Source organism: Streptomyces sp. NBC_01717 (assembly GCF_036248255.1).
Taxonomy (GTDB): domain Bacteria; phylum Actinomycetota; class Actinomycetes; order Streptomycetales; family Streptomycetaceae; genus Streptomyces.
The window spans coordinates 2,746,702-2,770,831 of sequence record NZ_CP109178.1 but is presented as its reverse complement, the minus strand read 5'-3'; the positions used below and the strand labels follow the sequence as shown (position 1 = coordinate 2,770,831).

25 protein-coding genes and 1 riboswitch are annotated in these 24,130 nt (G+C 71.0%); of the genes, 18 read left to right on the top strand and 7 right to left on the bottom strand.

Features of this window, described 5'->3' with window-relative positions; genetic code table 11:
• The first annotated feature begins 49 nt into the window (after positions 1-49).
• Positions 50-219: riboswitch (cyclic di-AMP (ydaO/yuaA leader) on the top strand.
• 13 nt (positions 220-232) lie between these two features.
• Positions 233-1,051: a M23 family metallopeptidase gene (locus OHB49_RS12585; RefSeq protein WP_329160293.1), complete on the top strand. Its 819-nt coding sequence runs from the start codon at positions 233-235 to the stop codon at positions 1,049-1,051.
• 211 nt (positions 1,052-1,262) lie between these two features.
• Entirely contained in the window at positions 1,263-1,979 is a 717-nt protein-coding gene (locus OHB49_RS12580; RefSeq protein ID WP_329160291.1) for a GntR family transcriptional regulator, read from the top strand.
• 219 nt (positions 1,980-2,198) lie between these two features.
• Here OHB49_RS12580 and OHB49_RS12575 read toward each other — a convergent pair whose 3' ends face one another.
• Positions 2,199-2,480 (bottom strand): HPr family phosphocarrier protein, encoded by a 282-nt coding sequence (locus OHB49_RS12575; protein WP_030927219.1) that lies wholly within the window; start codon positions 2,478-2,480, stop codon positions 2,199-2,201.
• Between the two features lie 181 nt (positions 2,481-2,661).
• On the opposite strand from OHB49_RS12575, the gene OHB49_RS12570 reads away from it, so the two are divergent.
• From OHB49_RS12570 to OHB49_RS12545, 6 genes are all read left to right on the top strand, one after another.
• On the top strand, positions 2,662-5,616 hold the full coding sequence (locus OHB49_RS12570; protein ID WP_329160287.1) for a bifunctional acetate--CoA ligase family protein/GNAT family N-acetyltransferase: 2,955 nt from the start codon (positions 2,662-2,664) through the stop codon (positions 5,614-5,616).
• A 76-nt stretch (positions 5,617-5,692) separates the two neighbouring features.
• Positions 5,693-6,295 (top strand): DUF5998 family protein, encoded by a 603-nt coding sequence (locus OHB49_RS12565; protein ID WP_030974026.1) that lies wholly within the window; start codon positions 5,693-5,695, stop codon positions 6,293-6,295.
• The gene (locus OHB49_RS12560) at positions 6,295-7,482 is read left to right on the top strand and encodes an alkaline phosphatase family protein (RefSeq protein WP_329160286.1); all 1,188 of its coding nucleotides are present in this window, start codon (positions 6,295-6,297) and stop codon (positions 7,480-7,482) included. Before OHB49_RS12565 ends, OHB49_RS12560 begins: the two co-directional genes overlap by 1 nt.
• A gap of 54 nt (positions 7,483-7,536) precedes the next feature.
• Positions 7,537-8,187, top strand: a complete 651-nt coding sequence (locus OHB49_RS12555) for a thymidine kinase (RefSeq protein WP_030974021.1) — start codon at positions 7,537-7,539, stop codon at positions 8,185-8,187.
• A gap of 83 nt (positions 8,188-8,270) precedes the next feature.
• Positions 8,271-8,594, top strand: a complete 324-nt coding sequence (locus OHB49_RS12550; RefSeq protein ID WP_329160284.1) for an ArsR/SmtB family transcription factor — start codon at positions 8,271-8,273, stop codon at positions 8,592-8,594.
• Complete coding sequence (locus OHB49_RS12545) at positions 8,591-9,010, top strand: SRPBCC family protein (RefSeq protein ID WP_329160282.1); 420 nt, start codon at positions 8,591-8,593, stop codon at positions 9,008-9,010. Before OHB49_RS12550 ends, OHB49_RS12545 begins: the two co-directional genes overlap by 4 nt.
• 53 nt (positions 9,011-9,063) lie before the next feature.
• Here OHB49_RS12545 and OHB49_RS12540 read toward each other — a convergent pair whose 3' ends face one another.
• On the bottom strand, positions 9,064-9,840 hold the full coding sequence (locus tag OHB49_RS12540) for a VOC family protein (RefSeq protein WP_329160281.1): 777 nt from the start codon (positions 9,838-9,840) through the stop codon (positions 9,064-9,066).
• Between the two features lie 233 nt (positions 9,841-10,073).
• On the opposite strand from OHB49_RS12540, the gene OHB49_RS12535 reads away from it, so the two are divergent.
• Positions 10,074-10,901 carry a sulfurtransferase gene (locus tag OHB49_RS12535; RefSeq protein WP_329160280.1) on the top strand — a complete coding sequence of 276 codons (828 nt, stop codon included), beginning with the start codon at positions 10,074-10,076 and terminating at the stop codon, positions 10,899-10,901.
• A 118-nt stretch (positions 10,902-11,019) separates the two neighbouring features.
• Here the strand turns inward: OHB49_RS12535 and sepH are convergent, their stop codons facing one another.
• On the bottom strand, positions 11,020-12,084 hold the full coding sequence (gene sepH / locus OHB49_RS12530; protein ID WP_329160279.1) for a septation protein SepH: 1,065 nt from the start codon (positions 12,082-12,084) through the stop codon (positions 11,020-11,022).
• Between the two features lie 496 nt (positions 12,085-12,580).
• On the opposite strand from sepH, the gene OHB49_RS12525 reads away from it, so the two are divergent.
• Positions 12,581-13,531, top strand: a complete 951-nt coding sequence (locus OHB49_RS12525; protein WP_329160278.1) for a hypothetical protein — start codon at positions 12,581-12,583, stop codon at positions 13,529-13,531.
• Between the two features lie 15 nt (positions 13,532-13,546).
• Here OHB49_RS12525 and OHB49_RS12520 read toward each other — a convergent pair whose 3' ends face one another.
• Complete coding sequence (locus OHB49_RS12520) at positions 13,547-14,869, bottom strand: D-arabinono-1,4-lactone oxidase (protein ID WP_329160276.1); 1,323 nt, start codon at positions 14,867-14,869, stop codon at positions 13,547-13,549.
• Positions 14,826-16,073 (bottom strand): MFS transporter, encoded by a 1,248-nt coding sequence (locus OHB49_RS12515; RefSeq protein ID WP_327127167.1) that lies wholly within the window; start codon positions 16,071-16,073, stop codon positions 14,826-14,828. Before OHB49_RS12515 ends, OHB49_RS12520 begins: the two co-directional genes overlap by 44 nt.
• 164 nt (positions 16,074-16,237) lie before the next feature.
• Here OHB49_RS12515 and OHB49_RS12510 point away from each other — a divergent pair, with 164 nt between their 5' ends.
• Positions 16,238-17,365 carry a ferrochelatase gene (locus OHB49_RS12510; RefSeq protein WP_329160271.1) on the top strand — a complete coding sequence of 376 codons (1,128 nt, stop codon included), beginning with the start codon at positions 16,238-16,240 and terminating at the stop codon, positions 17,363-17,365.
• 33 nt (positions 17,366-17,398) lie between these two features.
• On the top strand, positions 17,399-18,217 hold the full coding sequence (locus OHB49_RS12505; RefSeq protein ID WP_329160269.1) for an inositol monophosphatase family protein: 819 nt from the start codon (positions 17,399-17,401) through the stop codon (positions 18,215-18,217).
• A 101-nt stretch (positions 18,218-18,318) separates the two neighbouring features.
• Here the strand turns inward: OHB49_RS12505 and OHB49_RS12500 are convergent, their stop codons facing one another.
• Entirely contained in the window at positions 18,319-18,492 is a 174-nt protein-coding gene (locus OHB49_RS12500) for a hypothetical protein (RefSeq protein WP_199919231.1), read from the bottom strand.
• Between the two features lie 358 nt (positions 18,493-18,850).
• Here OHB49_RS12500 and OHB49_RS12495 point away from each other — a divergent pair, with 358 nt between their 5' ends.
• From OHB49_RS12495 to OHB49_RS12480, 4 genes are all read left to right on the top strand, one after another.
• Entirely contained in the window at positions 18,851-19,504 is a 654-nt protein-coding gene (locus tag OHB49_RS12495; RefSeq protein WP_030927249.1) for a response regulator transcription factor, read from the top strand.
• Between the two features lie 5 nt (positions 19,505-19,509).
• Entirely contained in the window at positions 19,510-20,745 is a 1,236-nt protein-coding gene (locus OHB49_RS12490; RefSeq protein ID WP_329160267.1) for a sensor histidine kinase, read from the top strand.
• Positions 20,746-21,151: 406 nt separating this feature from the next.
• Positions 21,152-21,448, top strand: a complete 297-nt coding sequence (locus OHB49_RS12485) for a DUF4193 domain-containing protein (protein WP_003965732.1) — start codon at positions 21,152-21,154, stop codon at positions 21,446-21,448.
• Positions 21,449-21,460: 12 nt separating this feature from the next.
• On the top strand, positions 21,461-22,456 hold the full coding sequence (locus OHB49_RS12480; RefSeq protein ID WP_329160265.1) for a hypothetical protein: 996 nt from the start codon (positions 21,461-21,463) through the stop codon (positions 22,454-22,456).
• Between the two features lie 38 nt (positions 22,457-22,494).
• Here the strand turns inward: OHB49_RS12480 and OHB49_RS12475 are convergent, their stop codons facing one another.
• Positions 22,495-22,950, bottom strand: a complete 456-nt coding sequence (locus OHB49_RS12475) for a DUF3093 domain-containing protein (protein ID WP_030973997.1) — start codon at positions 22,948-22,950, stop codon at positions 22,495-22,497.
• A 58-nt stretch (positions 22,951-23,008) separates the two neighbouring features.
• On the opposite strand from OHB49_RS12475, the gene OHB49_RS12470 reads away from it, so the two are divergent.
• Both OHB49_RS12470 and dut read left to right on the top strand, forming a co-directional pair.
• Entirely contained in the window at positions 23,009-23,593 is a 585-nt protein-coding gene (locus OHB49_RS12470; RefSeq protein WP_030973996.1) for a PaaI family thioesterase, read from the top strand.
• Positions 23,593-24,129 (top strand): dUTP diphosphatase, encoded by a 537-nt coding sequence (gene dut / locus OHB49_RS12465; RefSeq protein WP_030973995.1) that lies wholly within the window; start codon positions 23,593-23,595, stop codon positions 24,127-24,129. Before OHB49_RS12470 ends, dut begins: the two co-directional genes overlap by 1 nt.
• The last annotated feature ends 1 nt before the right edge of the window (position 24,130 follow it).

Genomic DNA, 24,130 nt, shown 5'->3' with positions numbered 1-24,130 from the left:
GCTTAGCGTCGGCAGCGCTGTCCGACCCGTATGCCGCATCCGCGGCGCCGGGCAGCTATCGCCGAGTCCCCGTCAGGCGCGAGCCTGGGGAGCCGGGGACCCACGCAGTCCCTGGGGTGAATCGGATGCCTGCGCGCCTCTTGTGGGGCCCGCGGATCCGTAGGAGACCTTCCTGCTCCGAACCCGTCAGCTAACCCGGTAGGCGAGAAGGAAGGAAAGGACCAGCCACCTCATGGCGTTCACCCGCCCCACCGGGAAGCACCGTGCCCCGAACCGTCTGACGCGCAAGAGCGCGCAGATAGCCGGCATCGCAGCTCTGGCCACCACCGGCGTCATCGGTGGGCTGGCCTCTCCGGCGGTCGCCGCCGACACCGAAGCCCCCTCCGTCAGCGAGACCGGCCTGAACCAGGTCATCGCCATCGAGGGCACCCTCGCCGACCAGGTGGCCACCCAGGCCGACGTGCAGAAGCGCCAGGCCGAGGTCGCCGCCAAGGCGAAGGCGGCCGCCAAGGCCAAGGCCGCTGCCAAGGCGAAGGCCGAAGCGAACGCCAAGGCGGCAGCCAAGGCCAAGGCCGAAGCCCGCGCCAAGGCGGCCCGCGACGTGAAGGCGCGCGCCGCCCGTTCCGCCGAGCGCACCCGCCTCGGTGCCTTCCAGCTCCCGGTCGCCGGTTCGTACGTCACCACCGGCTACAAGTCCAGCGGCTCCCTCTGGTCCTCCGGCCGCCACTCGGGCATCGACTTCCACGCCGCCTCCGGCAGCTCCGTCGTCGCCGTCGGCGCCGGCACGGTCGTCGAGGCCGGCTGGGGCGGCGCGTACGGCAACAACATCGTGCTCCGGATGACGGACGGCACGTACACCCAGTACGGCCACCTCTCGTCGATCGGCGTGTCTGTCGGCCAGAGCGTCGGCGCGGGTCAGCGGATCGGTTTCTCAGGCTCGACCGGCAACTCCACCGGACCGCACCTCCACTTCGAGGCCCGGACCACGCCGTCGTACGGCTCCGACATGGACCCCGTCGCGTACCTGCGCGCCCACGGCGTCAACGTCTGACCGACGCGGCATCCCCGAAGGCCCCGGCTCCCGCCGGGGCCTTCGGCGTACCCGGAGCGGCCCCCGCCGGAGGCGCTTGCCGAACCGTCTTCGGACCAAAAGATATTCATGGATTTCGACCCGGCGTCGGAAATGCAGCCGCATTGCAATAGAGTCACAGAACAGGCGTCGATCGGCCGCGTTTCGCGGGGATTAAGGCGGAGGTTCGGACATGCGCATTCCGGCGCATTCGGTATGCACGGCAATCCGTGACGACATCGTCTCCGGTGTCTTCGAACGCGGCAGCAGACTCACCGAGGAACTGCTCGCACGCCGTTACGGGGTGTCCCGTGTCCCGGTACGCGAAGCGCTGCGCACCCTGGAGTCCGAGGGTTTCGTGGTCACCCGCCGGCACGCCGGCGCCTGTGTCGCCGAGCCCACCGAGCAGGAGGCCGCCGACCTGCTGGAGGTCCGGATGCTGCTGGAGCCACTGGGTGCGGCCCGCGCCGCGCAGCGCCGCACCGAGGCACACCTCAAAGTCCTCCGCGGCCTGGTCAGGCTCGGTCAGGAGCGGGCCAGGCGGGGCGAGGGCGAGGATCTGCGCTCGCTGGGCGGCTGGTTCCACGAGACGCTCGCCCAGGCCTCCGGCAGTCCCGGACTCATCGCGCTGCTCACTCAGCTCCGGCACAAGATCGCCTGGATGTACGCGGTCGAGCAGCCGGCCCGCCCCACCGATTCCTGGGCCGAGCACGGGGCCATCGTGGACGCCGTCGCGCGCGGTGACGCGGAACGGGCCAGGGTGCTGGCCGCGCAGCACGCCGAGCGCGCCACCGCCGCGCACCGGCTGCGGCGCGCGGACCGCATCCCGGGCCGTGAACCCACCCCGCCGCGGCCCGGCCGGGTGAGAACTTCGCAACATGCCGTAAACACCGCGAGCGGCCGTCATTAACACATGCGCCGTATACAAAGAGATGTAATTCTGCGGGGCTTTGTTTCGGCTGCCCGAATTTACTCCGGAAGCCTCGGAAACCGACTCGGGACTGGGCCCGGAGATCGGTCCTGAGGTCTATACGGCTTGCGAAAACGAAAGAGCCGCGGCCCCGGTCAAAGGTGCCGCGGCTCTGCCGCAGAAATGCGTCCGGCCGGAACGGGCCGGGGAAGTCCGGAATCAGACGGTCTCCGGGAGCTCGTCGAGCCCCTCCGCGACCAGCCTCGCCAGTCGGTCGAGCGCGGCCTCGGAGTCGTCCGCCTCGGACGAGAGCACGATCTCCTCGCCGCCCTGCGCGCCGAGGCCGAGCACCGCGAGCATGGAAGCGGCATTCACCGGGCTGCCGTCGGCCTTGGAGACCGTCACGGGGACGCCCGACGCCGTGGCGGCACGGACGAAGATGGAAGCGGGGCGGGCGTGCAGGCCCTCGGTCCAACCGACATTGACGCGGCGCTCAGCCATGGTTCTGCCCTTCACGAATCAATGGTTGTCTAGACCAGTCTCTCATGTGGTGCGCGATGTTCCGCCCGACCCGCGACCCGCGACCCGGTGCCGCAGCCCGTGCCGCAAGGCCGTTCGGCCCTCTCAGACTGCCCCGGCCCCGAGCCGTACGCGACCGCTGACCGAGCCGTAGGCTTTGCCCATGCAGCCCACGCCGGAGCAGAGTCCGCATCACGCGTACCCCGACCACTGGGAAGCGGACGTCGTGCTCCGCGACGGTGGCACGGCCCGGATCAGGCCCATCACCACGGACGACGCCGAGCGGCTGGTCAGCTTCTACGAGCAGGTTTCTGACGAGTCGAAGTACTACCGGTTCTTCGCCCCTTATCCGCGGCTCTCCGCCAAGGACGTGCACCGCTTCACCCATCACGACTACGTCGACCGGGTGGGTCTCGCCGTCACGGTCGGCGGCGAGTTCATCGCCACCGTCCGCTACGACCGGATCGACGCGACCGGCCGGCCCGCCTCCGCCCCCGCCGACGAGGCCGAGGTCGCCTTCCTCGTCCAGGACGCCCACCAGGGCCGCGGCGTGGCGTCGGCGCTGCTGGAACACATCGCCGCAGTGGCCCGCGAGCGCGGCATCCGGCGGTTCGCCGCCGAGGTGCTGCCCGCCAACAACAAGATGATCAAGGTGTTCCGGGACGCCGGTTACACCCAGCAGCGCAGCTTCGAGGACGGCGCCGTCCACCTCACCCTCGACCTCGAACCGACCGCCGAGTCCCTCGCCGTCCAGCGCGCCCGTGAGCAGCGGGCGGAGGCGCGGTCGGTGCAGCGGCTGATCGCGCCGGGTTCCGTCGCCGTCATCGGCACCGGCCGCAACCCCGGCGGGGTGGGCCGTACGGTCCTGCGCAACCTCCTCGCTGCCGGATTCACCGGCCGGACGTACGCGGTGAACAGCGCGTTCGCCGCGGACCAGGCCACGATCGACGGCGTCCCCGCCCACCGCTCCATCGGCGAGATCGGCGAACCGGTCGACCTCGCGGTCGTCGCCGTGCCTGCCGACCGGGTCCCGGAGGCCGTCACCGACTGCGGCGAGCACGGCGTCCAGGGACTCGTCGTCCTCTCCGCCGGATACGCCGAGTGGGGGGCCGAGGGCAGGGAACGGCAGCGCGAACTGGTGCGCCAGGCCCGCTCGTACGGCATGCGCATCATCGGCCCGAACGCCTTCGGCGTCATCAACAACTCCGACGCCGTACGGCTGAACGCCTCCCTCGCCCCCGAATCGCCCGCGCCCGGACGCATCGGCCTGTTCACCCAGTCCGGCGCCATCGGCATCGCGCTGCTCTCCGGGCTCTACCGGCGCGGCGCGGGCCTGTCCACGTTCATCTCCGCGGGCAACCGCGCCGACATCTCCGGCAACGACTTCCTGCAGTACTGGTACGAGGACCCGGACACCGACGTCGCCCTGCTGTACCTCGAATCGCTCGGCAACCCGCGCAAGTTCACCCGCCTCGCCCGACGCACCGCGGCGGTGAAGCCCGTGGTCGTGGTGAAGGGCGCCCGGCACAGCGGCAGCACCCCACCCGGCCATGCGGTACCGGTCAGCCGGATCCCGGACGCGACGGTCTCCGCGCTCATGCGGCAGGCGGGCGTGATCCGCGTCGACACGGTGACGGAGATGGTCGACGCGGGCCTGCTCCTCGCCGACCAGCCCCTCCCGGCGGGCCCGAGGATCGCCATTCTCGGCAACTCCGAGTCCCTCGGCCTCCTCACGTACGACGCCTGCCTCGCCGAGGGGCTGCGCCCGCGCCCGCCCCGCGACCTCACCACGGCAGCCACCCCGCAGAACTTCCGGGACGCGCTGGCCGAGGCCCTCGCCGACAGTAACTGCGACGCGGTGGTCGTGACGGCGATCCCCTGGGTGGGGGAGAACGGCGAAGCGGAATCGGGTGACGGCGAGGTCCTGGCGGCCGCCCTGCGCACCGCCGCGGCCACCGGCCCGGCCAAGCCGGTGGCCGTGGTCCATGTGGAGATCGGCGGTCTGGCCGAGGCGCTCGCCGCCGCCACGAGCACGGCCGCGGTGCCACCGGTGGCGCGTGCGTCCGCGCCGGCCGCCCCGGACGCTGCGACTGCGCCGGCCGATCGAGCCGTCCCGCCCACTGCCCAGGCCACGCCGTCGACCGCCCCGGCCGGGCCGTCCACGCCGACCGCCCCCGGCGATCACCTCACTCAGCAGCGGCCCGACACGGGCCCGGGCGACACCCCCGCCGTCCCCACCCTCGGCCGCATCCCCGCCTACCCCGCCGCCGAGCGTGCCGTGCGGGCTCTGGCCGAGGCCGTGAAGTACGCCCAGTGGCGGCGGCAGGCCGCCGTGCCCGGGAAGGTGCCCGAGTTCCTCGACGACACCATCGACGAGGCCGGCGCTGCCGCGCGCATCGACGCGCTCCTCGGGCCCGACCCCGATCCGCGCGGCCGCTCGCTCGGTCACGACGAGGCGTGCGAGCTGCTGGGCCGCTACGGCATCACCGTACGACCGACGCTCCCGGCCCCCGACCCGGACGCCGCCGTCGCTGCGGCGGCCCGGCTCGGCTATCCGGTCGCGCTCAAGACCACCGCACCCCACCTGCGTCACCGCGCCGACCTCGGCGGCGTCCGGCTGGACCTTGCCAACGAGGCCGCGCTGCGCCGGGCCTACGGCGAGCTGACCGACCTGCTCGGCAAGCCCAGCGAGCTTCAGCCCGTCGTCCAGTCCATGGCACCGCGCGGGGTGGACACCGTCGTACGGGCCACGATCGACCCGGCCGCGGGCGCCGTCCTCTCCTTCGGGCTGGCCGGTGCGCCCTCCGAACTCCTCGGCGACACCGCCCACCGCCTCGTACCGGCCACCGACCGCGACGCCGCCGAGCTGATCAGGTCCATCCGGGCGGCCCCGGTCCTCTTCGGCTGGCGCGGCTCGGCGCCCGTGGACTCCGCGGCGCTCGAAGAGCTGCTGCTGCGGGTGTCCCGGCTCGTCGACGACCACCCCGAGGTGGTCTCTGTCGCACTGGAACCGGTCGTCGTCGCCACCCAGGGCCTGACCGTGCTCGGTGCGAGCGTCCGGCTGGCGCCGCCCCCTGCCCGCACCGACCTGGGCCCTCGTCGCCTTTCCAACTACTGAAGCCACTGGCCGGCCCGCCCCTGGCCCTTTCGCACAGCGTCCCCGGCAGCCATCCACCCCCCGTAGGATGGTGCGTATGGCGAAGACCGGTACGACGACCCAGGGGCTGCGCGCGGCGATCGAGCGCAGCGGCTACTACCCGGCCCTTGTGGCCGAGGCGGTGGAGGCCGCCGTCGGCGGCGAGCCGGTCGCGTCGTACCTGGTGCACCAGGAGACCACTTTCGACTCCAACGAGGTGCGCAGGCACGTCACGGTCCTGGTGCTGACCGACAACCGCTTCATCGTCAGCCACACCGACGAGCAGAACGCCGACACCAGCTCCCCGTCGCCGTACGCCACCACCTCCACCGAGTCGGTCAAGCTCGACCGGATCTCGTCGGTCGTGGTCAGCCGTGTCGTGGCCGACCCCGAGAAGTACGTGCCGGGAACGCTGCCCCGCGAGGTCGTCCTCACCATCGGCTGGGGTGCGGTCTCCCGGATCGACCTGGAGCCCGCCGCCTGCGGCGACCCCAACTGCGAGGCGGACCACGGCTACACCGGCAGCTCCACCGCCGACGACCTGAGCCTGCGTGTCAGCGAGGCCGGCGACGGCCCCGACACGGTGCGCCAGACCCTCGCCTTCGCCCAGTCGCTCTCCGAGGCGACGGCCGCGGCTCCGACCGCGGCGACCGGCCGCTGATGGCCCATCCGGCCTGGCAGGACCCCGTCCTGCTCCCCCTCGACACGGCGCCCGTCCCGGAGTACGGCAGTGGCTCGCTCGCAGATCTGCTGCCGACGCTCGTCGCCGGACAGGGCGTGCCCGGCTTCACGGCGGCGATCCCCGAGCTCACCCCCGCCGACCGGAACTGCGTCTTCCTGATAGACGGTCTCGGCTGGGAGCAGATCAAGTCCCACCCGGACGAGGCCCCGTATCTGCACTCGCTGCTCCCCACCTCGCGCGGGGGCACCGGCCGTCCGATCACGGCGGGCTTCCCGGCCACCACGGCGACCTCGCTGGCCTCGGTCGGTACGGGGCTGCCGCCCGGCGCACACGGTCTTCCCGGCTACACCGCCCGCAATCCGGAGACCGGCGAGCTGATGAACCAGCTCCGCTGGAAGCCCTGGACCCCGCCGGAGACCTGGCAGCCGTACCCCACCGTCTTCCGGCTCGCGGACGAGGCGGGCGTGCAGACAGCGCAGGTCTCCGCCCCGACCTTCCAGCACACTCCGCTCACCAAGATCGCGCTCAGCGGTGGCACGTTCCACGGCAGGCTCACCGGCGAGGAGCGGATGGATCTGGCCGCGGACCGGCTCGCCGCCGGTGACCGGTCGCTCGTCTACACGTACTACAGCGAGATCGACGGCAAGGGGCACCGCTTCGGCGTCGACTCCGACGCCTGGCGCGGGCAGCTGATGTATGTGGACGGTCTCGTGCGGCGCCTCGCCGAACAGCTGCCGCCCCGCTCCGCCCTGTACATCACCGCGGACCACGGCATGATCGACATTCCGTTCGACGAGCAGTCCCGGATCGACTTCGACGAGGACTGGGAGCTGCGCGCGGGCGTCGCCCTGCTCGGCGGCGAGGGCCGGGCCCGTCACGTGTACGCCGTCCCGGGCGCCGAAGCCGATGTGCTGACCGTCTGGCAGGAAGTGCTCGGCGAACAGTTCTGGGTGGCGAGTCGGGACGAGGCGATCGCGGCCGGCTGGTTCGGCCCGCAGGTCGACGAGCGGGTGTACGGCCGGATCGGCGATGTGGTCGCGGCCGCCCACGACGACGTCGTGGTCACCGCCTCCGTCCAGGAGCCGCACGAGTCCGCGATGGTCGGCATGCACGGCTCGATGACCCCCGTCGAACAGCTCGTTCCGCTCCTCGAAGTGCGTTCCTGACCTGCTCCTGCTGCTCGCCCACCCCCGTTCGAATCGAAAGGTGCTCAACCCCTCATGCCCGAGCTTGTGTTCTTCTCCGGAACGATGGACTGCGGAAAGAGCACGCTGGCGCTGCAGATCGGCCACAACCGGTCGGCCCGTGGTCTGCAAGGTGTGATCTTCACCCGTGACGACCGGGCGGGGGAGGGCAAGCTCTCGTCGCGGCTGGGGCTGGTCACGGAGGCCGTCGAGGCCGATGAGGACATGGATGTGTACGCACACCTCGTCGACCACATCACCCGCGGCGGCAGGGCGGACTACGTGATCGTGGACGAGGCCCAGTTCCTCGCCCCCGTACAGATCGACCAGCTCGCGCGGGTCGTCGACGACCTCGGTCTGGACGTCTTCGCGTTCGGGATCACCACCGACTTCCGGACCAAGTTGTTCCCCGGGTCCCAGCGCCTCATCGAGCTGGCCGACCGGGTCGAGACCCTCCAGGTCGAAGCACTCTGCTGGTGCGGTGCACGGGCCACGCACAACGCCCGCACGGTGGGCGGCGAGATGGTCGTCGAAGGCGCCCAGGTCGTGGTGGGGGATGTCAACCAGCTGGCCGGCGAGGTGGGTTACGAGGTGCTGTGCAGGCGCCACCACCAGCGCAGGATGACCAGCGCGACGGCCCGCGCGGGCGCACTGTCGCCGGACGTTCTCCCGGTCACGCCCGGCTGAGCCGCCGCTGCGGACCGCAGGGCCGCCACCCGCTGCCTGTCTCGTCACCGCGCGCTTGACGTGTCGGAGTTTTCCGACGCATCATGGTGGGCATGGCGGCAGCAGATGTGTTCAGCGCTCTGGCCAACCCGGTGCGGCGCACGCTCCTGGAAGCTCTCCGCGACGGCCCACGCGCGGCGGGAGATCTTGCCGGCGCGTTCGAGCTGAGCAGGCCCGCGGTCTCTGAGCACCTGGCGGTGCTCAGAGGTGCGGGGCTGGTGCGTGAGGAACCGCGGGGGCGGTACCGCTACTACCACCTGGAAGCAGCCCCACTGGCCGAGGCGGTCGAGTGGCTGCATCCCTTCGAACGCTACTGGCGGGCCCGGATGGGCGCGCTGAGCGACCTGATCGACGAGGAGAACCCGTGACCGGAGCAGAGCCGTCCGTCATTCATTGCGACCAGTTCATCGCCCATCCGCCGGCGGCGGTCTGGCGGGTGCTGACCGACCCCGAACTGCACGCGCGGTGGTGGGCCGCCGGTGATGTGCGGCCGGTGGTGGGACACCGCTTCACCCTGGACATGGGCCCCTGGGGGCAGCAGGCGTGCGAGGTGCTCGCCGTCGAGCCCGAGCGCCTCCTGCGCTACAGCTTTGCCCCCGATTCTCTGGACACCACGATCACCTGGCGGCTTCAGGCCGAGGGGACGGGCACCCGGCTGTTCCTGGAACACGCCGGGTTCGATGTCGACTCGCCTCTGGGCAAAACGGCGTTCCACGGCATGGGCGAGGGGTGGCCGGGCCTCCTGCGGCACATCGAATCGGTGCTCGCCGCTGGGGACCGGTAGGAGTCCGCACGAACCGAAGAGGCCCGGGCTGCGCGGCCATCGGCAGTGCGGGATCAGCGATCCGCCGATCGTACGATCGTGAAGACCGCGCCCTCCGGGTCCGAGACCGTCGCCACACGGCCGCTCGATCCCTCCCGCGGTGGCTGCAGCACATGCCCGCCGAGGTCCACCACCCGCGCGGCGGCCTCGTCGGTGTCGGCGACCTCGAAGTACGTCATCCAGTGCGGGCCCCGGTCGCGCGGCAGCGCGCGGCCGACGCCGTGCAGCGAGGCCACCGGGCGGCCGCCCAGATGCAGCGTCTGGTAGTCGAAGTCGGCCGAGACGACCGCTTCCGGCTCGAATCCGAAGACCGCCTGGTAGAACTTGGCGACCGTCGAGGTCTCGCTGGTCACCAGCTCGTTCCAGACCGGGGTTCCGGGAGCCCCCGCGAGCGCCGTACCGACGTGCGCCGCGGCCTGCCAGATCCCGAAAACGGCCCCGCTCGGGTCGGAGACGATGGCCATCCGGCCCGCGTCGGCCGCGTCGAGCGGACCGACGCCGACCGTCCCCCCGCAGGAGCGGATCGCCTCCGCCGTCACGTCTGCGTCGTCGGTGGCCAGGTATGTCGTCCAGGCGACCGGCAGGTGCCGGTCGGGCGGCAGCTGTCCGATGCCCGCGACCTCTTTCCCGTCGATCAGCGCGCGGACGTAGGGGCCCAGCTGGTCCGGGCCGGGCACGAACTCCCAGCCGAACAGGTCGGCGTAGAACTCCTGCGTCGTACACAGACTGTGCACGATCAAGCTCACCCAGCAAGGTGTTCCGGGTGTGCGCCGGGCGGCAGCCTCGGTCATCGTCACTCTCTTCTCGGACCATCGTGGTGGCCGTACGGGGGGAACGGGGCCGACGCGCCGACCGGCGGTGCGAGAGGTGTGCGCCCCGTGCAGATGCTTGCATCACCCGGCGCACGATGCGTCCCGGCCGCGCCGCATTTTCCGGTATGTCGACAGAGGAAGCCCGGTTTATTGCGATGTGCCCGCTTCGGTGCTGTTACGGGTCTGACGCCTCCTGCGCGAGGATGGCACCCATGAAGCCCATCATCTCCGTACCCGAATGCGTGAGCGAATCGGCGGGGCCGCGTCCGCCGGTGCTCCTGGACGTACGTTGGCAACTCGGCGGCCCGCACGGCCTCCCCGACTACGAGGCCGGGCACATCCCGGGCGCGGTCTTTGTCGATCTGGACGCGGAACTTGCCGGACCTGCAGGCAGCGGCGGCCGTCATCCGCTGCCGGACCCGGAGGAATTCGGCGCAGCGATGCGCCGCGCAGGCGTCAGCCGGGACACTCCCGTGGTGGTCTACGACGGCGGCCAGGGCTGGGCCGCCGCACGCGCCTGGTGGCTGCTGAGCTGGACTGGGCACCCGGACGTCCGCGTACTGGACGGCGGTCTCGCCGCATGGGAGGGCGAGCTCTCCACCGAGACGCCCACCCCTGCCGAGGGCGACTTCAGGCCCGCGCCGGGCGCACTGCCCCTGCTGGACGCCGACGGCGCCGCGGCAACGGCCCGCTCCGGCCTGCTGCTCGACGCCCGGGCCGCGGAGCGCTACCGAGGCGATGTGGAGCCGATCGACCGGGTCGGTGGTCATATCCCGGGCGCGGTCTCGGCCCCGACCTCCGAGAACGCCGGCGCCGACGGCCGGTTCCTGCCCGCAGAGGTGCTGGCGGCCCGATTCAAGGAGCTCGGTACGGAGGGTGCGCCGGAGGTCGGCGTCTACTGCGGGTCCGGTGTCTCCGGCGCGCACGAGGTGCTGGCTCTGGCCGTCGCCGGGATTCCCGCTGCGCTGTATGCGGGCTCCTGGTCCGAGTGGTCCGCCGACGAGTCCCGGCCGGTCGCCAAGGGCCCCGATCCGCAGTAGCGGCGTCGGTCCCGCCAGTAAGCGGAACTGCGGAAATGGGTTCCGGTCGGACGGGCAGAGAGCACGAGGGCCCGTACGCAGCGGCGTACGGGCCCTCGTCATGCCACGGTCACCCCGGTCAGTCCTGCTTCTTGCGGCGGGTGCCGAAGACGATCTCGTCCCAGCTCGGCACCGCGGCCCGGCGGCCCGGACGGACGCCGTCCGCCTCGGCCTGGCGGTCCGTCGTGCCGGTCAGCCGGTCGCGGTGGCCGGCCACCGCTCGCGGCATCAGCACATCCGCATAGGCGGAACCGGCTCCTGCGGAAGCCGCCGCAGCCGGCGGCTCGTCGGCCTCCGGCTCCTGCGCGGCAGGAGTGGTCGTCGGCGGCTCGGGCGGCGCGGGCCGCTCCGGTACCACCATGTCGCCACGGAAGCTCGGCACCGCCTCCAGCAGGCTGGTCAGCGAGTCGCGTTCGCTGGCCGAGGCGGTGACGATGTGCTCGTCCGGCTCGGGCGGGGGTGGCGGAGCGGGCCGTTCCATCTGGCGGTCGAGGGCACGGTCCAGCGGCCGGTCACGCGGCAGCCGCGCGATCCGCGGCACGAACGGGAAGCTCGGCTCCGGCGCGGCGACATCGTCGGTCTCGCCGATCAGCGAACGCGCCTCGTCGTCCACGGCCTGCACCAGCCGGCGCGGCGGGTCGTACGTCCAGCTCGCCGAGTGCGGCTCGCCCGCGACCCGGTACACGAGCAGGACTTCCCAGGTGCCGTCGTCGCGGCGCCACGAGTCCCACTGGACGGTTTCCTTGTCGGCGCCGCGCAGCAGGAGTCGTTCCTGCACCGCCTCGCCGAGCTGGGGGCCGGTGTTCTCGCCGGGACGGCGCACGGGAGTCTTCCGGGCCCGCTCGGCCATGAAGGCACGCTCGGCGAGCACGGGGCCCTCGAAGCGGCGGACACGGTCGACCGGAATTCCGGCGAGCTGAGCGACCTCCTCCGCGGAGGCACCGGCTCGTATACGGGCCTGGATGTCGCGGGGGCGGAGGTGGCTCTCCACCTCGATCTCGATCTGGCCGAGGCGCGCGCGGTCGTTGCGCACGGCGGCGCGCAGCCGCTCGTCGATCGGAAGCGTGTACTCCGTGCTGTCCGCAGCCTTGAGCACCAGTCGTGTGCCGTCGTTGGAGACGGCCACGACACGCAGTTCGGGCATGGGGACCTCCCGGGTGGTGCCTGCCGACGTCACGTGCGTCGCTGCTTCCGCTAGTCGAGTGTGGCCTGCCCGGGTGCAGCCTGCCACAACATTGCCGTGTTGCCCGGCGTGTCGGGCGTGAGCCCTTGATCGCCGGTATGACACGGTGACCTGATGTGCGACGCTGAGTGACTATCTGTCACCCTGCGTAGCTGGCCCCCGTGCGATGCCGTGGCGCCGCCGGATCGAGTGCCTCCTTCGGCCCCCTCCCGAAGATCCCGGACACCACGTGGGAGTCCGGCCCCAGGGCTCGCCACAGTACTCCATTCGGGCCATGTGGGTGGACCGGCGCGCCGCCGAAGTTCTCGTCAGGCACGGGAGTTCGGATACCCACTTGGCCGCGATATGCCCCTGATGCGTGTCCTGCTTCACAGAATCGCCTGAAGTGGAACCATTTACTTCGCCCAATTGTCCCTTCCTGTTGCATGGTGGGAGAGATGTCAATCAAGGGCTGGGAATGGTGCAGAAGCCGGAAACTGACATAGAACCCAAGGAAAGGCGTATAGATCTGAACGTGCCGCAGGTGGCGGGGAGTGCCGTGGCAGCGATCGCGGCAGCCGTGGCGGCCTCGCAACTGGGCGTGTACGGAACGATTCTCGGAGCCGGAGTGATGAGTGTCGTCGCCACCTGCGGCGGCTCCGTCTTCCAGCACTTCTTCCGTCGTACGGGCGAGCAGATCCGTGAAGTCACGGTATATACGAGGGAGACGCGGGACACCCGTGGGGCGCGCGAGCCGTCTGGATCGGGGAGCGGGCGACGGTTGTCGGACGCATCCGTGGACGCCACGACGGTGCTCCGTACAGTGACGGCAGATCCGGACCGTACGCAACTGCTGGAGCCGCCCGCCGGCAACGCGACCCGGCTGCTCGTGTCGTATCCGGCGGCCCCGGACGAGGAGTTCACCGCGTCCACCACCCATGGCACCCGGATCCGCGGCTGGAAGCGTCCCGTGCTCGGCGCGGTGGCGGTCTTCGCCGTGTCGATGGCCGGCATCACCACGTACGAGCTGATCTCCGGCAACGATCTGAGCGGTGGTCAGGGAACGACCGTCGGCTCTGTCGTGCGCGGTGGGGCCCAGGGCCCGGGGCACGACGACCCGGCGCCTTCGGTCAGCGGCGATCCGGGTCAGGGGCGGACGCCGGGTCAGGAGAGCGGCGGGACGCCCGGCACGGACTCACAGGAAGGGCAGAGCCGGAGCCCGGACACGGGACAGGGGGACAGTCCCACGATCGAACCGACGCCCACCCCCACACCGTCGAGCCCGGGTGGCGATGAGACGGCCCCGGCCCCCACGCCCACCCCGACGCCGAGCGACGGCAGCAGCGTCGCTCCGGACTCCACCGGCGCGGGCATCGCCCCGGGGCAGGAGGACCCCGCCACGACCGGCACGGACACCGGTGGCCGCTGACCGCTGCTGTCGTGGTCAGTCGCCCAGGACCCGGCGCAGATAGTCGTTGCCGAACAGCCGGTCCGGGTCGAGCCGGTCGCGTACGGCGGTGAACTCGCCGAACCGCGGATACACCCCGGCCAGGTACTCGGCATCGCGGGTGTTGACCTTGCCCCAGTGCGGGCGGCCGCCATGGGCGGTCATGATCCGCTCGACCGCGGTGAAGTACGCCTGGTAGGGCGTGCCCTTGTAGAGATGGACGGCGATGTACGCGCTCTCCCGGCCCGAAGCCGTGGAGAGCGCGATGTCGTCCGCGGGGGCCGTGCGGACCTCCACCGGGAAGCTGATCCGCAGCGGTGAACGGTCGACCATCGTCTTCAGTTCGCGCAGCGCGTCGACAGCGGCCTCGCGCGGGAGGGCGTACTCCATCTCCACGAAGCGGACCCGGCGCGGGCTGGTGAAGACCTTGTACGGGATGTCGGTGTACGTACGGGCCGACAGGGCGCGGCTGGAGAGCTTGGCTATCGACGGGATGGCTGCGGGGACCGCCCGGCCGAGCGAACAGGCCACCTGGAAGATCCCGTTGGAGAGGAGCTCGTCCTCGATCCAGCCGCTGACCTTGCCGGGCGGAGCGGCGGGGCCCGCGCTGCGGTTGTTGCGCTTGGTGTTGCAGTTGCCGGTGTGCGGGAACCAGTAGAACTCGAAATGTTCGTTCTCGGCGACCAGCTGATCGAAGTCGGACGTGACCTGGTCGAAGGCCATCGGCTCCTCACGGGCCGTCAGCAGGAAGACCGGCTCCACGGCGAATGTGATCGCCGTGATGACGCCCAGGGCGCCGAGCCCGATCCGGGCAACGGCGAAGATGTCGGCGTTCTCCTTCTCGGAGCAGGTCAGGACCGTGCCGTCCGCCGTGACCAGTTCCAGGGCGCGGATCTGGGCCGATATGGACGCCGAGTCGCGGCCGGTCCCGTGGGTGCCGGTCGAAGTGGCCCCGGCGACCGTCTGTTCCATGATGTCGCCCATGTTGGTGAGCGACAGGCCCTCCCGGGCGAGCGCGGTGTTCAGCCGCTTCAGCGGGGTGCCGGCCTCGACGGTCACCGTCAGCGCCTTGCGGTCGATCTCCCGGATGCCGGTGAGCAGAGCGGGGCGGATCAGGAGGCCGTCGGTGGCCGCGGTGGCGGTGAACGAGTGGCCGGTACCGACCGGCTTCACCTTCAGACCGTCCTCGGAAGCCCTTCGCAGTGCCTGCACCAGCTCGTCGACGGATGCGGGGGCGGCGGTCCGGGCCGGACGGGCGGTGACATTTCCCGCCCAGTTACGCCACGCGCTCGTCGTCGTCCGTGCGTAGGTGTCGGTCATCTTCCCCGCGCCTCCCCGTAGGAACCGGCTCGGCCAGCCGGCGATACCCCAGGAACGCCACCGCGGCCGCGAGCGCTCCCGCCACGACGGGCACCGCGTACCCCGCCGCAGCCCCGGACGCGTCGACCACCCAGCCTGCGGCCGAGGAGCCGAGCGCCACACCGACGGCGAGCCCGGTACCGGTCCAGGTCATGCCCTCGGTCAGCTTGGCGCGTGGCACGTGCTGCTCGACGAGGGCCATGGTGGTCACCATCGTCGGTGCGATGGCGAGGCCCGCGACAAAGAGCGCCACGGCCAGGAACGGCAGGTTCCCGGCCAGTTGGAGGGGGATCATACTCACGGCCATCGCGCACACACCCACCAACCACCTGGTGGCCGGCTTTCCCTTGAGGCTGAGCAGCCCGAAGACGGCTCCGGCCAGGCAGGACCCCAGCGCGTACACGGCCAGCACCAGGCTCGCCGCGGCCTTGTGGCCGTGCTCCTCGGCGAAAGCCACCGTCACCACATCGACCGCCCCGAAGATCGCGCCGGTCGCCACGAAGGTGGCCACGAGCACCTGCAGACCGCGGGAGCGCAGCGCCGAGCCGCTGCTGTGCTGCTCGCGCGGGTGCGGCACCGGCTCCGTGGCACGCTGGGCGGTCAGCCAGAAGACGCCGACGAGCAGGAACCCGGCGGCCAGCAGCGGACCCGCCTCGGGGAACCAGGCGGTGGACAGGCCGATCGAGACGATCGGCCCGAAGATGAAACACACCTCGTCGACGATCGACTCCCACGAGTACGCGGTGTGCAGCTGCTGCGGCGAACCGTGGTAGATCTCCGCCCAGCGGGCCCGGGTCATCGCACCCACGCTGGGGACGCAGCCGGCGCCCGCCGCGAAGACGAAGAGTGTCCAGTCCGGCAGCCGCTGCTGTGCGCAGATCAGCAGACCGGCCACCGCCGCTATCGCGACCAGGGTGACCGGACGCAGGACGCGCCGCTGCCCGTGCCGGTCGACGAGCCGGGACACCTGCGGGCCGAGGACCGCGGCCGACATGGCCAGCGTCGCGGAGAGCGCTCCCGCGAGCCCGTATCGGCCGGTGATCTGGGACACCATGGTCACCACGCCGATGCCCATCATGGACAGCGGCATCCGGCCGAAGAAGCCGGCCGCCGAGAACCCCTTGGTGCCGGGGGCGGCGAATATCGCGCGGTAGGGACTGGGCAAGCGAGGCTCCGGTACAGCGAGGTCATGCACGGGTGTAATGCGTGAAGGTGGCCGCTACAGCTTACGGGCGGCCAACTGCGCAGGACACCGCGGCGGGTGCCCGACGGGCGCGCCGATGGACGTCGGTCGACGCGCTGTCACAGGCGGGTGGCAGGATCGTTCCCATGTCCGATCTGTGCGCTCCCGCTCCCTACGACGCCCTGCTGCTGCTCTCCTTCGGCGGACCCGAAGGTCCGGACGACGTGGTCCCGTTCCTGGCGAACGTGACGCGCGGCCGCGGCATCCCCGAGGAGCGGCTCAAGGAGGTCGGCAAGCACTACTTCCTGTTCGGCGGCGTCAGCCCGATCAACGCCCAGAACAGGGCCCTGCTGGACGCCCTGCGCAAGGATTTCGCGGAACACGGACTCGATCTGCCGGTGTACTGGGGCAACCGCAACTGGGCCCCGTACCTCACCGACACCCTGCGCGAGATGGCCGCCGACGGGCACCGCCGCATCGCCGTCCTCGCCACCAGCGCCTACGCCTCGTACTCCGGGTGCCGTCAGTACCGCGAGAACCTCGCCGAGTCGCTGGCCGCCCTGGAGGCCGAAGGGCTGCCGGTGCCACGCGTCGACAAGCTCCGGCACTACTTCAACCACCCCGGCTTCGTACGGCCCATGGTGGACGGCGTCCTGAAGTCGCTGGCCGATCTTCCCGAGGACGTCAGGGCCGGCGCCCACCTCGCCTTCACCACGCACTCCATCCCCACCTCCGCCGCCGACACCTCCGGCCCCGAGGAGACGCACGGCGACGGTGGCTCCTATGTGGCCGAGCATCTCGAAGTCGCACGGCTGATCGTCGACGCCGTCCGCGAGGAGACGGGCACCGACCACCCGTGGCAGCTCGTCTACCAGTCGCGCAGCGGTGCCCCGCACATCCCGTGGCTGGAGCCCGACATCTGCGACCACCTGGAGGCGCTCCACGGGGAGGGCGTGCCCGCCGTGGTGATGGCCCCCATCGGCTTCGTCTCGGACCACATGGAAGTCCTGTACGACCTCGACACCGAGGCCACCGCGAAGGCCGCCGAGCTCGGCCTGCCGGTCCGCCGGTCCGCAACGGTCGGCGCCGACCCGCGGTTCGCCGCGGCCGTGCGCGAGCTGGTGCTGGAGCGCGCCGTCACCGAGCAGGGACGCCCGGTGGAGCGGTGCGCGCTCGGGGCGCTCGGCCCGAGCCACGACCTCTGTCCCGTCGGCTGCTGCCCGGCCCGTGCCCTCAAGCCCGCCGCCGCGGGCGCCGACAGTCCCTACGCCTAGGAGCGCTGTACCGCTGTGACCCCTGTGTCCTCTGTGACCGACCCCGTCCAGTCCGAACTGCTCGACCTCGCACGGGAGGCCGCCCGGCGCGCCGGTGCGCTGCTGCGCGACGGCCGCCCCGCCGATCTGGGCGTGGCCGCGACGAAGTCGAGCCCCATCGATGTCGTCACCGAGATGGACATCGCAGCCGAGAAGCTGATCACCGGCTTCCTTGCCGAGCGCCGACCCCAGGACGGCTTCCTCGGTGAGGAGGGCGCCAGCTCCGCGGGCAGCAGCGGCATCCGCTGGGTCATCGATCCGCTCGACGGCACGGTGAACTACCTCTACGGACTGCCGACATGGGCCGTCTCGATCGCCGCCGAGCGGGACGGCGAGCGGGTCGTGGGCGTGGTGGAGGCCCCGATGCGCGGCGAGACGTACTTCGCGGTCCTCGGCGGCGGTGCGTACGCAAACGGCGGGGCGTACGGCGAAGGTGCGGCGCTGCGCACCCGGCCCGCGCCGCCGCTCGATCAGGCGCTGGTTTCCACCGGCTTCAACTACGTCACAGACGTCCGTAGGCATCAGGCGGATGTCGCCCAGCAGCTGATCCCGAAGCTGCGCGACATCCGGCGCGGCGGCTCGGCCGCCATCGATCTCTGCGACGTCGCCGCCGGCCGGCTGGACGGCTACTACGAGCGCGGGCTCCACCCCTGGGACCTCGCGGCCGGTGACCTGATCGCCCGGGAGGCGGGCGCCCGCACCGGCGGGCGGCCCGGGCTGGCTGCCGACGGCGAGCTGACACTGGCCGCCACGCCGGGCGTCTTCGAGCCCCTGCAGGCGCTGCTGGAGGAGCTGGGCGCCTGGCACGACTGACGGCACCACCGGCAAAGCCCCTGGTACGGGCTGTGGTGGACGTTGACGGACGGCACAGGGCCCCGGCGTCGCTGGCGACGCCGGGGCCCTGTGCCGACGACTCAGACGGCCGAGGCGCCGATTTCGACGCCGTGCTCGGCGGCCAGGCGGTGCAGGTCGTCCAGTTCTCCTTGCTCGACGTCCGCGAGGAAGTCGTCGCCCGTCTCACGAGCACGGGTGAGGTCGGACTCGGTCGTCCTGATTCGTTGCAGCAGACCTGCGGTGAAAGCGTCCATAGTGCGCCCCCTCATCGTGGGTCGGTGGCACGGGGGTGTGCCCGGGTTTCCCTCCGCCGAGGGCGGTAGGGCGGGTGATCACGCACTCTCCGGGGGACGGAGCGGCCGTGGAGTGCCACATACATGGCGTGATCGCGGGTGTGAATTCGTCCTCCCCAGCCCCGGGCTCAGAGAAACCTCAACTGGCCCGGAAATCCGGTGAATTCCCGGAAGCCGCAGGTCGTGCCGCGCCGCCTTACCGCCGGTTTATACGCGTTGCGGGCAGGATGGTGCCGCACAGACAGTGCTGCTGAGCGGCCCGGATCACGGTCCGTGCGCTCATTCGGACGTTCTGAAGTTTCAAAGGAAGGACAGCGCCGTGCGCGTACTCGTCGTGGAGGACGAGCAACTGCTCGCCGATGCGGTGGCCACCGGACTGCGCCGGGAGGCCATGGCCGTCGACGTCGTGTACGACGGTGCGGCCGCCCTGGAGCGCATCGAGGTCAACGACTACGACGTGGTGGTGCTGGACCGGGACCTCCCCCTGGTGCACGGCGACGACGTCTGCCGTCGCATCGTCGAGCTGGGCATGCCGACCCGGGTGCTCATGCTCACCGCATCCGGGGACGTCAGCGACCGTGTGGAGGGCCTGGAGCTCGGAGCCGACGACTATCTGCCCAAGCCGTTCGCCTTCAGCGAGCTGACCGCGCGGGTACGGGCCCTCGGGCGCCGTACGACGGTCGCGCTGCCGCCCGTCCTGGAGCGCGCCGGCATCAAGCTGGACCCCAACCGCCGCGAGGTCTTCCGCGACGAGCACGAGATCCAGCTCGCGCCGAAGGAGTTCGCCGTGCTGGAGGTGCTCATGCGCAGCGAGGGAGCGGTCGTCTCGGCGGAACAGCTGCTGGAGAAGGCCTGGGACGAGAACACCGACCCGTTCACCAACGTCGTGCGGGTGACGGTCATGACGCTGCGCCGCAAACTCGGAGAGCCGCCGGTGATCGTCACCGTGCCCGGCTCCGGCTACCGGATCTGACGCCGGTGTCCGCCGCCCCGGCGCCACCCGCGGCGCCCCCGAAGCCCACCTGGGACCCCAAACAGCTGGAGCCCCCGTACCCCTGGCTGCGCCCGACCATCCGGATACGGCTCACCCTCCTGTACGGCGGGATGTTCCTGATCGCCGGCATCCTGCTGCTCTCGATCATCTACATGCTGGCCGCACAGGCCCTGCACGTGGGCAGCGAGCTGCCGTTCAAGATCGTGAGCGGCCAGGTGTCCAGCGACGTGTGCAACCTGTCCGGTGAGGGATCGTCGCCGAGCGCTGTCAACGCGGCCATGAACTCGTGCGTCAACCATCAGCGGCAGCAGGCGCTCGACACGCTCCTGAACCGCTCGCTGCTGGCCCTCGTCGGCCTGAGCGTCATCGCCTTCGCCTTCGGCTACGCCATGGCGGGGCGGGTGCTCTCCCCGCTGGGCCGGATCACCAGGACCGCCCGCCAGGTCGCCGGTACGGACCTGTCCCGGCGGATCGAGCTGGACGGTCCGGACGACGAGCTCAAGGAGCTCGCCGACACCTTCGACGACATGCTCGACCGGCTGGAACGGGCCTTCACCGCACAGCAGCGGTTCGTCGGGAACGCCTCGCACGAGCTGCGCACCCCGCTCGCGATCAATCGCACGCTGCTGGAGGTCCATCTCTCCGACCCGCAGGCGCCGCCGGAGCTCCAGCAGCTCGGCAAGACCCTGCTGGCCACCAACGAGCGCAGCGAGCAGCTGGTCGAGGGCCTGCTGCTGCTCGCCCGGAGCGACAACCAGATCATCGAGCGCAAACCGGTCGACCTGGCCGAGGTCGCCTCCCGGGCGCTCGACCAGACGCGCGGCGAGGCCGAGGAGAAGGGCGTGGAGTTCCGCGGCGAGATCGTGCCCGCCGTCGTCCAGGGCAACGGTGTGCTGCTGGAGCGGATCGCGCTGAACCTCGTGCAGAACGCCGTGCGCTACAACATTCCGGAGGAGGGCTGGGTGGAGGTCACCACCGAGCTGCAGCCGGGACAGGCGGTGCTGGTGGTCTCGAACACCGGCCCGGTGGTGCCGGCGTACGAGATCGACAACCTCTTCGAGCCCTTCAGGCGGCTCCGTACGGAGCGAACGGGCAGCGACAAGGGGGTCGGGCTCGGCCTGTCGATCGCGCGGTCGGTGGCGCGCGCTCATGGCGGCCGTATCATCGCGGAGCCCCGTGAGGGTGGTGGTCTCGTGATGCGCGTCACCCTGCCGGTCTGAGAGGCTGGTCCGAGCGATTCGCACACAGATCGCCCTGTTCGCTTTGAGCGGAATTTTCGGGACCCGTGCCCGGAAGTGCCGTGTGTGATCGATCACAGGAGCGAATTTCGGACCATCCACGCTCCGTGATCAGGCCTCCCACCAAAAATCCGGCAAAAGTCGGGGTTTTCGGGGGTTGATATCACGGGAAGTACACGGGGTGGCGCCCGTGAAGCGCGGCGTTCGGACCGTGTACGGTCCCCTTCGCCACCCAAGCCGATCGCTCTCGAGAGGTCCGCTCGGGTGTCGATTGAGTAACAGACCTTGATGTGAGGCAAAATCTCCGCCTCGGGTCGGGCACAAGTCCGGCCTCTCACGCGTTACGTGCGCTGAGACACCGCAGACACCCAGAGGGGGAGTGCGACAAATGGCAACGGATTACGACACCCCACGCAAGACCGATGACGACGTCGACCAGGACAGTCTTGAAGAGCTCAAGGCACGCCGGAGCGACAAGACGGCGTCCGCCGTCGACGTCGACGAGTTCGACGCGGCCGAAGGACTGGAGCTGCCCGGCGCAGACCTGTCCAATGAAGAGCTCGCTGTAAGGGTTCTGCCCAAGCAGGCCGATGAGTTCACGTGCATGAGCTGCTTCCTCGTGCACCACCGGAGTCAGCTGGCTCGCGAGAAGAACGGCCAGCCGATCTGCCGCGACTGCGACTAGGTTCGGTCGGCCGTGGCAGGCGATACACCGTTCCGGAAGCGGCGCTTGTGGCGTAAGAGGTCGTCGGAGGCGTATCAGGGCGGTACAGGCCCGGTGGAAGGCGTAGCAGCGCCTGCCGAGCGGTCCGCCCTGCCACCCCCTCCGGGCGAGTCTGACGACGAGCGGGGCCGCTGGGCCTCGCTCGAAGCAGTGGAAGCCGCCATCGCAGCAGAGGTGGCACGAGCAGGACGAGTGGCAGCACCAGCAGTCGACGCGGCCGATGGGGCCGAGCAGCAGGTCGACAGGACGGAGCCCGTGACCGGGGCAGGCCGTCTGCAATCAGTGAAACGGGGCGTCCGCAAGGGCGGGGAGAGCGCCAGGTCGGCGATCGGTCATATCGCCGACCGGATCATCGAAACGGCTCCCCGCGTCCCTGTGCGCGACCTTGCCACCCTGCGCAGGCAGTTCCCGGGACTCGGTCCCGAGGAGCTCGCCGACAAACTCGTCGCAGGTGCGAGCAAGGGCACGGCCACCGTGGGCGCCGGTATCGGCGCGGCGGCCATGATGCCCGTACCGCCGGCCATGCTCGCCGAGCTGGCCGCGGAGATCACCGGCGTGGCCGCGATCGAGATGAAGCTCGTGGCCGAACTGCACGAGGTCTACGGTCAGCGCCCGCCGGGCGGCCTCACCCAGCGCAGCACCGCGTACCTCACCTCCTGGACGGAGGAGCGCGGCATCGACGCCGGCCACCCCACGACGGTCAATGCGGCGCTGGGCGGCCAGATGAAGCGGGAGCTGCGCCAGCAGATCATGAAGCGCATGGCGCGCGATCTGCCGAACCTGATCCCGTTCATGGTCGGCGCCGCCGTCGGCGCGATGATGAACCGCCGCGACACGAAGAAGCTTGCCGAGAAGGTCAGGAAGGACCTGCGCAAGGGCCAGGTCCCCTGGGACCGGCTTCCGGAGCAGCCGCCGCTGGAGCGGCCCCGAAAGCTGCACAAGGACCTCCCGAAGGAGATCGAGGGCTGAGCCCTCGATGCCCCGGCAGCCGCCGCCGGCCGTGCGTCCTACGCCCGTACCGCCGTGAGCGCCGCCACCAGGGCCTGCGGCTCCCGGGTCGACAGATAGACGTACGGGGTCGGGTCCTGGGGGTCCGTGACCTCTACCCGTACCGCCGTGGGGATGTAGCTGCGCAGCAGCATGAACGCGCGGGTGTCCGCCTTGTACGAGCGCCACGCGCGCGCCTCCTCGGCGTCCAGCGCCTCGGCCGTGCCGAGCGCCGAGACCGGGATCCGGGCGTCGCCCGCGACCAGGGCGCCCGCCACCACCCGGATCCGGGCGGAGCCGTACGAGCTGACCGCGAGCGAGGCCAGAGCCGTGCCGCCGACCAGGCCGGCCAGCAGCGGCAGGGTGCCGAGCGGCAGCAGCATCAGGGCGCAGGCGACGCCGATCAGGAAGGCGATGAGCCACCACGAACGGGGCGCGGTCAGACGTTCGTCGAAAGGCGGGGTGGAAGGCTGCATGAACCCAAGCTTGGCACGGCGCGACCTGCGGGTACCCGCGCGGGTAAGGTCTGCGCCTGTGAGTGGAACATCTGCGGCTCTGAAGCCGCCGGCCGGCGCGGTGAAACCGGTCCGGCACCCCGACGCCCCGGCCCCCGGCGAGCTCCTCGGTTCGCACTACGAACACTGTTTCGGTTGCGGTGGGGGGCAGGCACATGGCCTGCACCTCCAGGCGCGGGCCGGCGAGGGTGTGAGTGTCACCGCCGAGTTCACCGTGAAGCCCGCCCACCAGGGCGCTCCCGGTCTGGCGCACGGCGGCGTACTGGCCACCGCGCTGGACGAGACGCTCGGCTCGCTGAACTGGCTGCTGCGGGTGATCGCGGTGACCGGACGGCTGGAGACCGACTTCGTGCGTCCGGTGCCGGTGGGCACCGTGCTGCACCTGGACGCCGAGATCACCGCCGTGCACGGCCGGAAGATCTACTCCCGTGCGACCGGCCGGATCGGCGGCCCGGACGGGCCTGTCGCGGTCCGCGCCGAGGCCCTCTTCATCGAGGTCAAGGTCGACCACTTCATCGAGAACGGCCGCCCGGCCGAGATCCAGGCCGCGATGGCCGACCCGGACCAGTCCAAGCGTGTCCGCGCCTTCGAGGTGAACCCGTGATGCGCCATCCCGTCGACGTACTGATTCGCCGGGTCGATCCGGAGGTGCCGATTCCGGCATATGGGCACCCGGGCGACGCGGGGGCCGACCTGGTGACCACCGAGGCCGCCGAACTCGCCCCCGGGGAACGGGTGGTGCTGCCCACCGGCGTGTCGATCGCCCTGCCCGACGGGTACGCCGCCTTCGTGCACCCGCGGTCCGGCCTCGCAGCACGCTGCGGAGTCGCCCTCGTGAATGCCCCGGGGACGGTTGATGCCGGGTACCGTGGAGAGATCAAGGTGATCGTCATCAATCTCGACCCGCGCGAGACCGTACGGTTCGAGCGGTTCGACCGGATTGCCCAACTGGTCGTCCAGCAGGTCGAGAAGGTGCGCTTCCACGAGGTGTCGGAGCTGCCCGGCTCGGCCCGGGGCGAGGGTGGTTTCGGATCCACCGGCGGGCATGCCACCGGTGACGATGTTGATGGCGTCAGGGGCGGGATCACCCAGGGCGGGAACAGCTACGCTTCGGTCGTACCCGACCGGGAAGGACAGTGAC